This is a genomic window from Hydrogenophaga sp. R2 (genome assembly GCF_049843595.1).
Lineage (GTDB): Bacteria > Pseudomonadota > Gammaproteobacteria > Burkholderiales > Burkholderiaceae_C > Hydrogenophaga.
Map to the genome: position 1 here is coordinate 425,083 of NZ_JBBHZN010000003.1, position 15,272 is coordinate 440,354.

Annotated in this window: 15 protein-coding genes and 3 tRNA genes; 13 read left to right on the plus strand and 5 right to left on the minus strand. The window is 68.7% G+C overall.

What is annotated here, in order from left to right:
- Positions 1–21: 21 nt before the first annotated feature.
- From WD026_RS13340 to apaG, 4 genes are read right to left on the minus strand one after another with little or no spacing between them, the layout of a single operon-like run.
- Positions 22–564 (minus strand): phosphatidylglycerophosphatase A family protein, encoded by a 543-nt coding sequence (locus tag WD026_RS13340; protein ID WP_425724146.1) that lies wholly within the window; start codon positions 562–564, stop codon positions 22–24.
- A 7-nt stretch (positions 565–571) separates the two neighbouring features.
- The gene (thiL, locus tag WD026_RS13345) at positions 572–1,555 is read right to left on the minus strand and encodes a thiamine-phosphate kinase (protein ID WP_425724147.1); all 984 of its coding nucleotides are present in this window, start codon (positions 1,553–1,555) and stop codon (positions 572–574) included.
- The gene (locus WD026_RS13350; RefSeq protein WP_425724148.1) at positions 1,548–3,548 is read right to left on the minus strand and encodes a site-specific recombinase; all 2,001 of its coding nucleotides are present in this window, start codon (positions 3,546–3,548) and stop codon (positions 1,548–1,550) included. The genes thiL and WD026_RS13350 overlap by 8 nt, the downstream gene beginning before the upstream one ends.
- 48 nt (positions 3,549–3,596) lie before the next feature.
- Positions 3,597–3,998: a Co2+/Mg2+ efflux protein ApaG gene (apaG, locus tag WD026_RS13355; protein WP_425724149.1), complete on the minus strand. Its 402-nt coding sequence runs from the start codon at positions 3,996–3,998 to the stop codon at positions 3,597–3,599.
- 96 nt (positions 3,999–4,094) lie between these two features.
- Between apaG and rpe the strand changes: the two genes are divergently transcribed.
- The 3 genes from rpe to gph are packed head-to-tail and all read left to right on the plus strand — an operon-like array spanning position 4,095 to position 7,436.
- A complete protein-coding gene (rpe, locus tag WD026_RS13360) occupies positions 4,095–4,778 on the plus strand; it encodes a ribulose-phosphate 3-epimerase (RefSeq protein ID WP_425724150.1) in 684 nt (227 codons plus the stop codon).
- Between the two features lie 34 nt (positions 4,779–4,812).
- Positions 4,813–6,702, plus strand: a complete 1,890-nt coding sequence (locus WD026_RS13365; protein WP_425724151.1) for an ATP-binding protein — start codon at positions 4,813–4,815, stop codon at positions 6,700–6,702.
- Positions 6,699–7,436, plus strand: coding sequence for a phosphoglycolate phosphatase (gph, locus tag WD026_RS13370; RefSeq protein WP_425724152.1), 738 nt, complete (start codon positions 6,699–6,701; stop codon positions 7,434–7,436). The genes WD026_RS13365 and gph overlap by 4 nt, the downstream gene beginning before the upstream one ends.
- Here the strand turns inward: gph and WD026_RS13375 are convergent.
- Positions 7,413–8,036 (minus strand): chalcone isomerase family protein, encoded by a 624-nt coding sequence (locus tag WD026_RS13375; RefSeq protein WP_425724153.1) that lies wholly within the window; start codon positions 8,034–8,036, stop codon positions 7,413–7,415. The two genes, gph and WD026_RS13375, sit on opposite strands and share 24 nt — an antisense overlap.
- A 351-nt stretch (positions 8,037–8,387) precedes the next feature.
- Here WD026_RS13375 and trpE point away from each other — a divergent pair, with 351 nt between their 5' ends.
- From trpE to WD026_RS13425, 10 genes are all read left to right on the plus strand, one after another.
- Positions 8,388–9,887: an anthranilate synthase component I gene (trpE, locus tag WD026_RS13380; RefSeq protein ID WP_425724154.1), complete on the plus strand. Its 1,500-nt coding sequence runs from the start codon at positions 8,388–8,390 to the stop codon at positions 9,885–9,887.
- A gap of 8 nt (positions 9,888–9,895) precedes the next feature.
- The gene (locus WD026_RS13385) at positions 9,896–10,477 is read left to right on the plus strand and encodes an anthranilate synthase component II (RefSeq protein ID WP_425724155.1); all 582 of its coding nucleotides are present in this window, start codon (positions 9,896–9,898) and stop codon (positions 10,475–10,477) included.
- Positions 10,474–11,550, plus strand: coding sequence for a low-specificity L-threonine aldolase (gene ltaE / locus WD026_RS13390; protein ID WP_425724156.1), 1,077 nt, complete (start codon positions 10,474–10,476; stop codon positions 11,548–11,550). The genes WD026_RS13385 and ltaE overlap by 4 nt, the downstream gene beginning before the upstream one ends.
- A 13-nt stretch (positions 11,551–11,563) precedes the next feature.
- Positions 11,564–12,202: a LysE family translocator gene (locus tag WD026_RS13395; RefSeq protein WP_425724157.1), complete on the plus strand. Its 639-nt coding sequence runs from the start codon at positions 11,564–11,566 to the stop codon at positions 12,200–12,202.
- A gap of 22 nt (positions 12,203–12,224) precedes the next feature.
- Positions 12,225–13,265, plus strand: a complete 1,041-nt coding sequence (trpD, locus tag WD026_RS13400) for an anthranilate phosphoribosyltransferase (protein ID WP_425724158.1) — start codon at positions 12,225–12,227, stop codon at positions 13,263–13,265.
- Positions 13,266–13,276: 11 nt separating this feature from the next.
- On the plus strand, positions 13,277–14,077 hold the full coding sequence (gene trpC / locus WD026_RS13405; RefSeq protein ID WP_425724159.1) for an indole-3-glycerol phosphate synthase TrpC: 801 nt from the start codon (positions 13,277–13,279) through the stop codon (positions 14,075–14,077).
- Between the two features lie 8 nt (positions 14,078–14,085).
- Entirely contained in the window at positions 14,086–14,787 is a 702-nt protein-coding gene (locus tag WD026_RS13410; RefSeq protein ID WP_425724160.1) for a uracil-DNA glycosylase, read from the plus strand.
- A gap of 70 nt (positions 14,788–14,857) precedes the next feature.
- Positions 14,858–14,943, plus strand: a tRNA-Tyr gene (locus WD026_RS13415).
- Positions 14,944–15,000: 57 nt separating this feature from the next.
- Positions 15,001–15,074: transfer RNA gene (locus tag WD026_RS13420), tRNA-Gly, on the plus strand.
- 57 nt (positions 15,075–15,131) lie between these two features.
- A tRNA-Thr gene (locus tag WD026_RS13425) sits at positions 15,132–15,206 on the plus strand.
- Positions 15,207–15,272: the final 66 nt, after the last annotated feature.

The following is a 15,272-nucleotide window of genomic DNA, read 5'->3' on the forward strand; positions in this document are numbered from 1 at the left end:
CGAGGGGCATGGCGAGGAGCCTCAGTAGCGCCAGAGCGCGATCACCAGCAGGGTGCAGAAAGCCGCGGCAAAGTCGTCGAGCAGGATGCCGAAGCCCCCGCGCGGACCGAAGCCCTTGAAGGTCTGGTCGGCCCAGGCCATGGGGCCGACCTTGACCGCATCGAACAGCCGGAACAGCGCAAACGCCACCAGCTGTCCCCAGAAACCGGTGGGCATGACCAGCCACAGCACCAGCCAGAAGGCGACCACCTCGTCCCACACGATGTGGCCCGAATCGGCCACGCCCATGTGGCGCGCGGTCACGGTGCAGGCCCACCAGCCCACCAGCGTGGCGGCGGCGATCAGCAGGCCCCAGCCGGCGGCCGACAGGAACGGGTTGAGCACCAGAAAGGCCACCCAGGCCCACAGCGTGCCGGCGGTGCCCGGGGCCAGCCGCGACAGGCCGGCACCCCCTCCCAGCGCGATGAAGTGCGCCGGGTGGGCCAGCAGGAAGGACAGGGTGGGGCGCAGCACCGGGGCGGGTGCGGCAGGGGCTTCGGCGGTGCTGGCGTCGGGGAAGGACATGCCCGGATTATCCGGAGGTGCCGAAATGGTCAAAGCCGCGCAGCGGCCAGTCCACCTGGCGGCCATCCGCCGTGTTCAGGCGCAGGCCGGGCGCGCTTTCGATGCGGCCGATGCGGCTCACCGCCGTGCCGCTGGCCTGTGCGGCCGCCTGCACCTCGGCGCGCCGGGCGGGGTCGGCGGTGAACAGCAGCTCGTAGTCGTCGCCGCCGTGCAGCAGGCATTCGCGGCGCCAGGTGTCGGGCAGGCCCGCCAGCGCCGGGGCCAGGGGCAGGGCGGCTTCGTCGATGCAGGCGCCCACCCGGCTGGCGGCCAGCACATGGCCCAGGTCGCCGGCCAGGCCGTCGCTCACGTCCAGCGCTGCCCGGGCCACGCCGGCCAGCGCCCGCCCCAGGGCGAGCCGGGGTTCGGGCCGGTGCAGGCGAGCTTCCAGGGTGGCCTGGGTGTGGGCGTCCAGCGCCACGGCCTGCGCCCAGGCCGTGCCCAGCCGCCGCTCCAGCGCCAGCCGCGCTTCGCCGGTGCAGCCGGAGAGCCAGAGGTCGTCACCGGCCTGCGCGGCATCGCGGCGCAGCGCCAGGCCCGGCCGGACGCTGCCGAACACGGTGATGCACAGGTTCAAGGGGCCGGCCGTGGTGTCGCCACCCACCAGCGGGCAGCCGTGCCGCTCGGCCAGTGCCAGCAAGCCTTGCGAGAAGGCCGACAGCCAGGCCTCGTCCACCGCCGGCAGCGACAGCGCCAGGGTGAAGCCCAGCGGCCGTGCGCCCATGGCGGCCAGGTCGCTCAGGTTGACCGCCAGTGCCTTGTGGCCCAACGCCATCGCATCGATGCCGGCAAAGAAGTGCCGGCCTTCGACCAGCATGTCGGTGGACACCGCCAGCTGCTCGCCGGGCGGGGGCTGCAGCAGGGCGCAGTCGTCGCCCACGCCCAGCACCACCGCGCTGTCGGCCGGCGCGGCGCGCTGGAAGTGGCGGCGGATCAGCTCGAACTCACCCATGCTGCGGCGGGGTGGCCTCGGCGGTGTCGTCGTCTTCGGGCGGGTTGGCCGGTGGCACCAGGAAGCTCAGGGGTGCGACGCGCAGGCGGCGCCACAGCGCGGCGCGGATGAGCGCCCGGTTGACCTGGCTGATGTTCTGCGAGCGCAGCGCCAGCTGGAAGGCCAGGTAGAAGCTCACGGTGAGGTTGATCGGTCCGACCAGCACCACGGCCGCCACCGCCCCCCAGAAGGCCGGCTGGGTCAGCACGTCCAGGCCCAGGGCGAAGCCGGCGGCGGTGATCTGGCCGGCCGACAGTGTCACGTGGCGCACATCCAGGCCCAGGCCGAAGAACTGTGCAAACGCCGGTGTGAGACCCAGCATGAAGCCCAGCGAGATGTTGGCCGTCAGCCCCGAGATGTTGCGCCGCATGAAGGCGGCCCAGCGGCCGGCGCGTTCGCGGCCCAGCACCCGGGTGAAGCGCGGGTTGTGGGCCATGGCCGAGTCCAGCTTGTGCAGCACGAACCAGTTTTCCACCCAGCCGGCCACGATGCTGGAGGCGAACAGCAGCACCCCGGTGAAGGCCGCGAAGAACAGGGTGGGACCGACGATGCTCAGGTCGTGCAGCGTGTGCTCGGCCTTGGCGGTGTCGATCATGGCGGTGCCGGTGCCGAAGTGCAGCAGCGCACTGATCAGCAGCACCACCGGAATCACCAGGCCGATGTTGCCCACGATGGCCGCCACCTGGGACCGGAACAGGTTGGCCACCTCGTCGACGAAGCGGCGCACCGCGCCGGTGGCCTTGATGTCGCGCAGCTTGGCCACCATGGCCGGTGCCGTCACGGCGGGCTGCTTGGTGGCCACGGTGAAGTGCAGCAGCATGATCAGCACGAAGGAGGCCGCGTAGTTCAGGCCGGCCGCGAAGCCGGCCCAGAAGGCCGAGAGGCTCAACCCGTACAGCGCGAACTTGATCCAGGTGGTGAAGCCCAGCACCGCGCCGCCCCCGGCGGCCTTGCCCAGCATGTCGCGGTACTCGGCCTTGTTGCGGGTGATGTAGTGCTCGCCGCTCTCGGCGCTGCGTTCGGCCACCTTGGCGGCGGTCAGGTGCGAGCTGGCAGCGATCAGGGCCCGGATGCTGCGGCTGTCCAGCCCCACCTGCACCAGCTCGGCCAGCAGCGCGGCGGTGGCCCGGCCCGGCTGTTCGCTCTGCAGGCAGTCCAGCAGTACCTTGATGCGCACGATGCGCTCGCGCAGCTGGCGCAGCCGGAACACGATGCCGACCGACACGCCGTGGTCTTCCAGGTGGGCGTACACGGTGTAGGCGGCCTGGCGGCAGGCATCGAGCTGGCCGGTCAGCGCCTCGGCGGCCTGCAGCGCCTCGGGGCTGCGGGGGCCGTGCTGTTGCACGGCCTGTCGCAGCGACTCCAGCGTGGCCGGCAGGGCATGGAAGGCCCGCTCCCGCTGGGCCTGCGGCGACATGCGCACCCGCACCTCGGAGGCAAAGCCGCTGGCGCTGACCTGGCTCACGCAGTAGGTGAGCGCGTCCATGAGTTCGGCGGTCCAGCGTGCGCTGTCGTCCGGCTCCAGCAGGGTGGCCTGCATGCGCTGCAGGGTGGCGGTGTCCAGGGCCTTGATCCACTGCACATCGAAGGCCGTGGGCAGCAGCAGGTTGAACAGCTCGGCCAGGTCGGTGGTCTCGGGGGTGCCGGGCAGCAGCTTGCGCCGCACCCGGTGGCCGAATTCGCTCAGGAAGGCGGTGCGGGGCGCGAAGCCGTGGTCGGCCAGCAGCGGTGTGATGTCCACCGTCTCGCCGAACACCCGCCACCAGGCGCGCCAGCGCTGGCGCAGCGCGGGGTCGGCGTCCAGCGCGTCGAGCAGGGCGCGCATGCGGGCGACGGCGCCGATCACGTCGGCACCATCACCGCGCACCCAGCGCAGGGTCTCCATGAGCCAGAGGTGGCGTTGCGCCAGCGGCGCGTCGGCATCGAGGGCCGCGAGCAAGGTCTGTGGGATCATGCGGTCAGATGAAAGATGCGCGGGCCGCCAGCGCGATGGGGGTGCTGATCAGTGCAGCACGCGGGCGGGGGCTTCGCCAGGGCCGGCGCCATCGGCGCGCAGCGCGAACTCGGGCACCGGCGCCTCGAAGCGTTCACCGTCCTCGGCCACGCACAGGAAGCTGCCGCGCATGCTGCCGGTGGGGGTGGCCAGGCGGGTGCCGCTGGTGTACTGGAACGATTCGCCGGGCCGCAGCAGCGGCTGGTGGCCCACCACACCCAGGCCCTTGACCTGTTCGGTGTGGCCGCGTGCGTCGTCGATGATCCAGTGGCGCGCGATCAGCTGCGCCGGCACCTCGCCGGTATTGGTGATGGTGATGGTGTAGGCGAACGCGTACTGGTCTTCCTCGGGTGCCGACTGCTCGCTCAGGTACTGCGGCTCGGCCTCGACGGTGAACAGGTATTTGGGCATGGGCGGCATGTTAACGCGGCGCCGCCAAGTCCCTGCAAGCCCTGCGAAAATGCGGCTTTTCCGGCCCGAAGGCCGGTCATCCATCAGGAAACGTCCATGTCCGCCCCCACCTACCGCATTGCCCCGTCCATCCTGTCCGCCGACTTTGCCCGCCTGGGCGAGGAGGTCCGCAACGTGGTGGCGGCCGGCGCCGACTGGATCCACTTCGACGTGATGGACAACCACTACGTGCCCAACCTGACCTTCGGCCCCATGGTCTGCCAGGCGCTCAAGCCCCACGCGAAGAAGCCCGACGGCACGCCGGTGCCCATCGACGTGCACCTCATGATCCAGCCGGTGGACGCCCTGGCCGGTGCCTTCATCGACGCCGGGGCGGATCTGGTGAGCTTCCACCCCGAGGCCAGCGACCACCCGCACCGCAGCGTGCAGGCCATCAAGGCCCGGGGCTGCAAGGCCGGCGTGACTTTCAACCCGGCCACGCCGCTGGATGTGCTGGACTGGCTGATCGACGACATCGACCTCATCCTGATCATGAGCGTCAACCCCGGCTTCGGTGGCCAGAGCTTCATCGACTCGGCGCTGCGCAAGATCGAGCAGGCCCGCCGCCGCATCGAGGCCAGTGGCCGCGACATCCGCCTGGAGGTGGACGGCGGCATCAAGCCCGACAACATCCGCCGCGTGGCCGATGCCGGCGCCGACACCTTCGTGGCCGGCAGCGCCATCTTCGGCAAGCCCGACTACCAGGCCGTCATCAACCAGATGCGGGCTGCGCTGGCGTGATCGGCAAGACGGTCTCAACCATTCCGGCCCAGCCATGACGACAGCGATCGAACTGCTGCAAAGCCTCAATCTGCTGGACGAAACAGAGCGCATCGAGGCCAAACGTGCCAGCGATGTCGGAAGGTCATTGCTGGAGACGGTCTGCGCATTTGCCAATGAACCCGGACTGGGAGGGGGTTGGTTGCTGCTGGGTGCAGTGCGCGACGACATGGCTTTGTTCCCCAGCTACCGGGCGGAGGGTGTTTCCCAGCCTGACCGGTTGTGTGCCGAGCTGGCCACCCAGTGCCGGGATGTCTTCAACGTACCGGTCCGGGTGGAGCTCAGTACGGAGCAGGTGGAAGGAAAAGCCCTGATCGTTGTGTTTGTTCCCGAAGCACAGTCCAGGGACAAACCTGTTCACTTCAAGAGTCAGAATCTGCCCCGTGGCGCGTTTCGTCGTATTGGAAGCACTGACCAGCATTGCACCGATGACGACCTTGCGGTGTTCTACCAGGGGCGTCAGCGGGACAGTTTTGATGCTGGTTTGGTTCCTGATGCCACGCTGGAGGACCTTTCAGAGGAAGCCTTGGCCGATTACCGCCAATCCCGTGCCGAGGCCAACCCCGATGCAGAAGAGCTGCGCTGGAGTGACGAAGAGCTGCTGCGTGCGTTGGGATGCATCGCTCCAGACACCCAAGTCAGCCCGGTTGTCTGGCGTCCTACGTTGGCGGGTCTCATGCTGTTCGGAACCCCCAAGGCACTGCGCCGCTGTTTCCCGCTGATGCGCGTCGACTACATCCGGGTGCCCGGCCGCGAATGGGTGCCCGATCCGGAGCGCCGCTTCGACACCATCGAGTTGCGTGATTCGATGTTTCGCCTCATTCGCCGCGCCCAGGCGGCCGTCCTCGATGACTTGCCCAAGGGCTTCGATCTGAAGGAAGGTGATTTGCAGAGGCAGGACAAACCGGTGATCCCGCAGCGGGTGATTCGGGAGGCGCTGGTCAATGCCCTGATGCACCGCAGCTACCGCAGCCACAGTCCGGTGCAGATCATCCGGTATGCCAACCGGCTGGAGATCCGCAATCCGGGCTTCTCGCTCAAGTCACCAGAGCACCTGGGTGAACCCGGCAGTGAGCCCCGTAACCCCCGCATCGCCGCCGTGTTGCATGAAACCCGGTTCGCCGAAACCAAGGGCAGTGGCATTCGGGTGATGCGCGAGACCATGGAGCTGGCCGGTCTGACACCCCCCCTTTTCGAGTCCGACCGGGGTCAGGACCAGTTCGTGGCGCGGTATTTCTTCCACCATTTTCTGGGCGCGGAGGATGTGGCGTGGCTGGCCAGGTTCAGGGATGCGCAGCTGAGCAGCGATGAAGCCAAAGCGCTCATCGTGGTGCGCGAGGCTGGGGCTATCGACAATGCCAGCTTCAGGGCGCTGACCAAGGTCGATACCTTGACTGCCAGTGCCTCTCTGAGGCGGCTGCGCGATGCCGGATTGCTGATTCAGAAAGGGCGCGGTTCTGCGACTTACTACGTGGCGTCCGACCGCCTGATTCCACAGGGCTTATCTGGTAACCCGGATCGCTTATCTGGTAACCCCGGTGACTTAACTAGCAACCCCGATGCCTTGCCCAGCAAGCTTCTGCCTGACGTAGCCAGTGCGGCAAGGGCGGCCTTGCTGGATGGATTGCCAGGGTCTCTGGCCGCGTCCCTTGGGGGTATCGGCCGTCGCCATCCTCCCCAGGAGATCCAGGATCTGGTGGTCGCCCTGTGCAGTCTTCGGCCATGGTCGGTTGATCAACTGGCACAGGTGCTGAGGCGTAACCCCGAGGTGGTTCGCCAGAGTTATCTGCGGCCCTTGATGCGTCAGGGGCGTCTGGTCATGACCCGCCCGGAGGAGCCCAACGATCCTCACCAGGCTTATCAGGCCGTGGGAGATCGTTCATGAAGGCGCCCGGAATCGAACCATTGAATTACCCGGTCAGCCCCCTCGGGGGGCAGCGACCCGCGCAGCGGTGGAGCGTGGGGGCCGTCATCATCGATCTCGATGGCACCATGGTCGACACCCTGGGCGATTTCGACGTCGCCCTCAACGCCACGCTGGGTGATCTGGGTCGCCCCGGCGTCACCCGGGCCGACATCGAGCGCATGGTCGGCAAGGGCTCGGCGCACCTGATCCGCTCGGCCCTGCGCCTCGGCGGGCTCGACGAGGCCGGTGCCGCCGCCCTGCAGGACGAGGCCTGGGCGCGTTACCAGGCGCACTACCGGGCCATCAACGGCGCGCACAGTGCGGTCTACCCGGGTGTGGAGGAGGGCCTGCGGTTGCTGCAGGCCCGGGGGCTGCCGCTGGCCTGCCTCACCAACAAGCCGCTGGCCTTTGCCCGCGACCTGCTGCAGGCCAAGGGGCTGCACCGTTACTTTGTCCAGGTGTTCGGCGGCGACAGCTTCGAGCGGGTCAAGCCCGATCCGCTGCCCCTGCTGAAGACCTGCGAGGCGCTGGGCACACAGCCGGCCGCCACGCTGATGGTGGGCGATTCACAGAACGATGCGCTGGCCGCCCGTGCGGCCGGCTGCCCGGTGGCGCTGGTGACCTACGGCTACAACCACGGCGAGCCGATTGTCAGCGCACCGCACGATGCGCTGGTGGACTCGCTGGCCTCAGTTCCGGCGCTGCTGGCCTGACTTCTGCTGCCCCAGCAGGGCGTCCTTGAGCAGGTTGTCGGCCGGCTTGGGGCCGAGCCAGATGCGCATGAGCGCCTGGTGGAATTCGGGCTCCTTGAAGGGCTCGCCCTCCACCTGGCCCTTGATGGTCAGCACCGTGCCGGTGCCGGGCACCCAGTCGATGTGGAAGGTGTCGCCGGCCACCAGCTTCTTGTGCTTGCTGAACACCTCGCTCATGCGCAGCACGCCGGGAATCAGGCGCGAGAAGGCGGCACGCTCCATGTTGTCTTCCATGCCGCGCGAGAACAGCTTGCCCAGTTCACCCGAGTCGATGTCGCGCAGCATGGTGATGGTCATGCGCTTGGGGCCGGGTGCGTTCAGCACCTCGTCCGGCGTGGTGGCCTTGCGCTCCAGGTACAGCCCGGCGGTGTAGACCTGGAACACCGCCTTGTAGCGCACCCCGGCGCCATTGAGCAGCAAGGGCGAACCGGCCAAGGTGATGCGGTCTTCCAGCTTGACGCCGGCCACGTCGATGGTGGCGGCCTGAGCACCGGTCAGGGCGCAGGCCAGGCCCAGGGCGATGAGGGGGCGCGCCAGCGGGCGCAGGTCGGTCAGCTTCATGGCAAAAAATCGAACGGTTGTGCTTTTTGAATTGTCCCCGGCGGGATGCCCGGGCGGCACCGGGTTGCGCCTTAAGACAAAAGCATGGCTGGGGTCTGCCGCCGTGGGGGTCGTGGCGGCGTTTGCTATAGTGTGCCGATCATGTCGACGCCCTCCGAGTTCCTCTGCAGCGAGCTGCCGTGCCGCCCCGGCCGGGGAGCCTGGCCCTGGCGCAAGCCAGCGTAAACGTCCTCCTCCCCTCGCGGGATGCCCGGCCCCGGCCCGGTATCCGCCGACCCGGCCTGATGGCCGGAACCCCCCGGACCCCGCACCGTCCCCCTCTGCCGGGCCGGTGCCGCAGAAGAACCCGACATGATCACCGAACTCGAATTCAAGAGCCTGACCCAGCAGGGCTACAACCGCATTCCTTTGATGGTCGAGGCCTTTGCCGACCTCGAAACCCCGCTCTCCCTCTACCTCAAGCTGGCCCATGGCCGGGGCGACGGTGCCCACAGCTTCCTGCTGGAATCGGTGGTGGGCGGTGAACGCTTCGGCCGCTACAGCTTCATCGGCCTGCCGGCCCGCACCCTGCTGCGGGCCAGCGGCTTCGGCGACCAGGCCCGGACCGAGGTGGTGCGTGACGGCGTGGTGGTGGAGACGAACCACGGCAACCCGCTGGATTTCATTGCCGCCTACCAGCAGCGCTTCAAGGTGGCCCTGCGCCCCGGCCTGCCGCGCTTCTGCGGCGGTCTGGCCGGCTACTTCGGCTACGACGCGGTGCGCTACATCGAGAAGAAGCTCGAAGCCACCTGCCCGCCCGACACCCTGGGCACGCCCGACATCCTGCTGCTGCAGTGCGAGGAGCTGGCGGTCATCGACAACCTCTCGGGCAAGCTCTACCTCATCGTCTATGCCGACCCGGCCCTGCCCGAGGCCTACGCCAACGGCAAGAAGCGGCTGCGCGAACTCAAGGACGCGCTGAAGTACTCGGTGGCCGCACCCGTGGTCAAGGCCAGCCAGGGGCATCCGGCCGAGCGCAGCTTTGCCAAGGCCGATTACCTGGCCGCCGTGGACCGCGCCAAGGAGCTGATCGCTGCCGGCGACTTCATGCAGGTGCAGGTGGGCCAGCGCATCAGCAAGCGCTACACCGAGAGCCCGCTCTCGCTCTACCGTGCGCTGCGTTCGCTCAACCCCTCGCCCTACATGTACTACTACCACTTCGGCGACTTCCATGTGGTGGGGGCCTCGCCGGAGATCCTGGTGCGCCAGGAGCACACCGACGAGGGCGAGAAGGTCACCATCCGCCCGCTGGCCGGCACCCGCCCGCGCGGCGCCACGCCCGAGAAGGACAAGGCCACCGAGGCCGAGCTGCTGGCCGACCCCAAGGAACGCGCCGAGCACGTCATGCTGATCGACCTGGCCCGCAACGACATCGGCCGCATTGCCCAGGTGGGCAGCGTGAAGGTGACCGAGGCCTTCGTGGTCGAGCGCTACAGCCACGTGATGCACATCGTGAGCAACGTCGAGGGCATCCTGAACGAGGGCATGACCAACATGGACGTGCTCAAGGCCACCTTCCCCGCCGGCACCCTGACCGGTGCCCCCAAGGTGCACGCCATGGAACTCATCGACCAGCTCGAGCCGGTCAAGCGCGGCATCTACGGCGGTGCCTGCGGCTACCTGAGTTATGCCGGCGACATGGACGTGGCCATTGCCATCCGCACCGCCGTCATCAAGGACCAGACCCTGCATGTGCAGGCGGCGGCCGGCGTGGTGGCCGACTCGGTGCCCGAGATGGAATGGCGCGAGACCGAACACAAGGCGCGTGCGCTGCTGCGCGCCGCCGAACTCGTCGAGGAGGGCCTGGAATGAGCACCCGCATGAAAGTCCTCATGGTGGACAACTACGACTCGTTCACCTTCAACATCGTCCAGTACCTGGGCGAGCTGGGTGCCGACGTGACCGTGGTGCGCAACGACGAGGTCACGGTGGACGATCTGCAGGCCCGGCTGGACGCCGGCCAGATGGACCGGCTGGTGATCTCCCCCGGCCCGTGCTCGCCGGCCGAGGCCGGCATCTCGGTGCCCGCCATCCGCCATTTCGCCGGCCGCCTGCCCATCCTGGGCGTGTGCCTGGGCCACCAGAGCATCGGCGCGGCCTTCGGCGGCACCATCGTGCGGGCGCAGGAGCTCATGCACGGCAAGACCAGCGACATCACCACCACGCAGCAGGGCGTGTTCGCCCACCTGCCGGCGCGCTTCACCGTCAACCGTTACCACTCGCTGGCGATCCGCCGCAGCGACTGCCCGGCCGAGCTGGAAGTGACCGCGTGGACCGATGACGGCGAGATCATGGGCGTGCGCCACAAGACCCTGCCCATCCAGGGCGTGCAGTTCCACCCCGAAAGCATCCTGACCGAGCACGGCCATGCCATGCTGAAGAACTTCCTGGAGCAGGCATGAAGACGGTCGACCTGCGCAGCGACACCGTCACCCAGCCCACGCCCGCCATGCGCGAGGCCATGATGGCCGCGCCCCTGGGCGACGACGTGTTCGGTGACGACCCCACCGTCAACGCCCTGCAGGAACAGCTGGCCGCACTCACCGGCAAGGAGGCCGCGCTGTTCATGGCCAGCGGCACCCAGAGCAACCTGTGCGGCATCATGGCCCACTGCGGCCGGGGCGACGAGTACATCGTCGGCCAGAACGCCCACACCTACCGCTACGAGGGCGGCGGTGCGGCGGTGCTGGGCAGCATCCAGCCGCAGCCGCTGGTGCAGGACGCGCAGGGCCGCATGCAGCTGGCCGACATCGCCGCGGCCATCAAGCCCGACGACCCGCACTTCGCCCGCACCCGCCTGCTGTGCCTGGAAAACACCTGGAACGGCCACCCCATGCCGCAGGACTACCTGCAGCAGGCCACCGATCTGGCGCGGCAGCACGGCCTGGCCACCCACCTGGACGGCGCCCGCGTGTTCAATGCCGCCGTGGCCGATGCCGGCCCGGGCGGTGACGTGACCGCCGCGCTGCGCCGCATCGTCGACCGTTTCGACAGCGTGTCGGTCTGCTTCAGCAAGGGCCTGGGTGCGCCGGTGGGCTCGGCCCTGTGCGGATCGCGCGAGCTGATCGACCGCGCGCGCCGCTGGCGCAAGATGGTCGGCGGCGGCCTGCGCCAGTCCGGCCTGCTGGCCGCCGCCGCCCGCCACGCGCTGGACCACCATGTACAGCGCCTGGCCGACGACCATGCGCTGGCGCAGCGGCTGGCCACGGGCCTGCAGGGCATCGCCGGCCTGCGTGTGCGGTCGGCCCGGACCAACATCGTGTTCGTCGATGTGGACGGTGGCCGGGGTCCCGACCTGCTGGCCCACCTGGCGCGCGACGGCGTGCTGGCCACCGGCCTGATCGGCCTGCGGTTCGTCACCCACCTCGATGTCGATGCCGACGGCATCGACCGGGCCGTGGCCAGCGTGCGGCGCTTCTTCGCCGCGCCTGCCTTGCCCACTTCCGGCAGTGCCAGCGCACCCGCCATCTACTGAACCGGACTCCGCCATGCCCGATCTGCCGCAGCTCCTGTTGTTCATCGCGGCCGGCTGGCTGCTCAACCTCACCCCGGGGCCGGACGTGCTCTACATCGTCAGCACCTCGCTGCGCCAGGGTGCGCGCGCCGGCATGGTGGCGGCGCTGGGCATCTTTGCCGGCTGCTTCGTGCACGTGGCGGTGGCCACGGTGGGACTGGGGGCCTTGCTGGCCGCGTCCGCCACCGCCTTCACCGTGGTCAAGGTGATCGGTGCGGCCTACCTGGTGTGGATGGGCTGGCGTCTGCTGCGCGCGGCCCCCGGCCAGTGGAACCCCGATGCCGCCACCGAGGCCGCGCCGCTGAAGCGCGTGTTCTGGCGCGGCTTCCTCACCAACGTGCTCAACCCCAAGGTGGCCCTGTTCTTCCTGGCCTTCCTGCCGCAGTTCATCGCCCTCGATGCGGCGAACAAGACCCTGGCTTTTCTGGCATTGGGTGTGCTGTTCAGCATCAATGCGCTGCCGGTCACGCTGGGCTACGCCTGGCTGTCGGCCTGGGCGGCGCGCCGGGTGGACCGCGTGCGCCGCGCCATGCACTGGATGGACCGCGCCAGCGGCGTGCTCTTCATCGGCTTCGGCGTGCGCCTGGCCCTGACCGATTCCCCTGCCTCATAAAAAACTCTCCGGAGACCGACCCATGCACAGCCACAAGATCACGCCGCAGGAGGCCCTGCAGCGCACCATCGAGCACCGCGAGATCTTCCACGACGAGATGCTGCACCTCATGCGCATGATCATGGGCGGCGAGATGTCCCCGGTCATGATGGCCGCGCTCATCACCGGCCTGCGCGTCAAGAAGGAAACCATCGGCGAGATCACGGCGGCCGCGCAGGTCATGCGCGAGTTCTCCACCAAGGTCCACGTGGCCGACAAGACCCACCTGGTCGACATCGTGGGCACCGGTGGCGACGGCTCGCACACCTTCAACATCAGCACCTGCAGCATGTTCGTGGCGGCCGCGGCCGGCGCCCGCGTCAGCAAGCACGGAGGTCGCAGTGTCTCCAGCAAGAGCGGCAGTGCCGACGTGCTGGAGAGCCTGGGCGTGAACATCAACCTTGCGCCCGACGCGATTGCCCGCTGCATCGCCGAGGTCGGCGTGGGCTTCATGTTCGCGCCCAACCACCACCCGGCCATGAAGAACGTGGCCCCGGTGCGCAAGGAACTGGGCATCAAGACCATCTTCAACATCCTGGGCCCGCTCACCAACCCGGCCAGCGCGCCCAACATCCTCATGGGCGTGTTCCACCCCGATCTGGTCGGCATCCAGGTGCGTGCCCTGCAGCGCCTGGGCGCCGAGCACGCGGTGGTGGTGTACGGCCGCGACGGCATGGACGAGGTATCGCTGGGGGCGGCCACGCTGGTGGGCGAGCTGCGCGACGGCGAGATCAGCGAGTACGAGATCCACCCCGAAGACTTCGGCCTGACCATGGCCAGCAACCGGGCGCTGCGCGTGGACACGCCCGAGGCCTCGCGCACCATGCTCATGGGCGTGCTGGAGCGCCGGGCCGACCCGGCGCTGAAGGCCGCCACCGATATCGTCTGTCTGAACGCCGGCGTGGCGTTGTACGCCGCCAATGTGGCTCCCGACATGAAGGCCGGCATCGCCCTGGCCCGCCAGACGCTCGACAGCGGTGCCGCGCTGGCCAAGCTCGAACAACTCAAGGCCTTTGCCGCCTGAACGGACCCGACATGAGCGACATCCTCAACCGCATCGTGGCGGTCAAGCACGAAGAGATCGCGGCCGCCCGCAAGAAGAAGCCGCTGGAGCTGGTGCGGGCCGACGCCGAGAGCCGGGTGCTGACCCGCGATTTCGAAGGTGCCCTGCGCCAGCGCATCGGGCGCGGCCAGGCCGCGGTGATCGCCGAGGTCAAGAAGGCCAGCCCCAGCAAGGGTGTGCTGCGCGAGGACTTCATCCCGGCCGACATCGCCCAGAGCTACGCCGAGGGCGACGGCAGCATCGGCGCGGCCTGCCTGTCGGTGCTGACCGACCGCCAGTTCTTCCAGGGCAGCCCGGACTACCTCAAGCAGGCCCGCGCCAGCTGCGACCTGCCGGTGCTGCGAAAGGACTTCATGGTCGACGCCTACCAGGTGTTCGAGGCCCGAGCCATGGGGGCCGATGCCATCCTGCTGATCGCGGCCTGTCTGGACGACGCGCAGATGGCCGATCTGGAGGCCATCGCCCGCAGCCTGCACATGGCGGTGCTGGTGGAGGTGCATGACCGCCCCGAGCTGGACCGTGCCCTGAAACTCAAGACCCCGCTGGTGGGCATCAACAACCGCAACCTGCGCACCTTCGAGGTGTCGCTGGACACCACGCTGTCGATGAAGGCCGACGTGCCGGCCGATCGCCTGCTCATCACCGAGTCCGGCATCCTCTCGCGCGCCGACGTGCAGACCCTGCGCGAAGCCGGCGTGCACGCCTTCCTGGTGGGCGAGGCCTTCATGCGCGCGCCCGAACCGGGCCTGGCACTGGCCGAGCTGTTCGCCTGAGCGCAGCCGTGTTTCACGACCGGCTGACCGATGCCGATCTGGCGGCGTGGCCGGTCCACCCCGGCTGGGCCGGCCTGCGCGATGCCTTTGCGGCTTCGCAGCCCGGTCGCGCCCTGGCCGGGCATCTGCGGCAGCGGCTGCAGGCCGGTGCCACCGTCTACCCGCCCCACCCGCTGAGGGCGCTGGCACTCACCCCGCCCGATGGCGTCCGCGTCGTCATCCTCGGGCAGGACCCGTACCACGGTGCCGGGCAGGCCGAGGGGCTGGCCTTCTCGGTCGCGCCGGGCATCAAGCCGCCGCCGAGCCTGCGCAACATCTTTCTGGAACTCCAGCGCGACCTGGGGCTGCCGCTGCCCGCCAACGGCTCGCTGGTGCGCTGGGCCGAGCAGGGCGTGCTCCTGCTCAACACCTGCCTCACGGTCGAGGACGGCCTGCCCGTCAGCCACGCCGGGCAGGGCTGGGAAGCGTTCACCGATGCGGTCATCCGCCACTGCAGCCAGACCGGGCCGGCCAAGGCCTTCCTGCTCTGGGGTGCGCACGCCCAGAAAAAACGCGCCGCCATCGACACCCGGCGCCATGCGGTCCGGGAGGCCAACCATCCCTCGCCCCTGTCGGCCCGACGCCCGCCCACGCCATTCCTGGGCTGCGGGCACTTTTCGGAAGTCAACCGCTGGCTGGTCGGGCAAGGCCAGAGCCCCGTCGTCTGGTGACTTGACCCCGCGATGCGCACGGGGGCTGCACGGCGTCAAAAAACCGTGGCATAATCAAAGGCTTCGCGACGGAGGGGTGCCCGAGTGGCTAAAGGGGGCAGACTGTAAATCTGTTGGCTTACGCCTACGCTGGTTCGAATCCAGCCTCCTCCACCAGCGACGAAGTGATTGAGCAGAGATTGTTAGCCAGCGGTTGGTGCAACTGACAGCGCGGCGGGAGTAGTTCAATGGTAGAACCCCAGCCTTCCAAGCTGATGACGCGGGTTCGATTCCCGTCTCCCGCTCCAGTTGGCCGAACGGGCTGGTGTTGATTTTCAGATGACGGCGGCGCAGCCGACGTCCTCGCCCATGTGGCTCAGTGGTAGAGCACTCCCTTGGTAAGGGAGAGGTCGCGGGTCCGATTCCCGCCATGGGCACCAAGTTTTCCTTTCCAGGTTCCTGTTTAGGTTTTGGTGTTTCGGCAAACTCGTTTTTGGAGCTGAAAG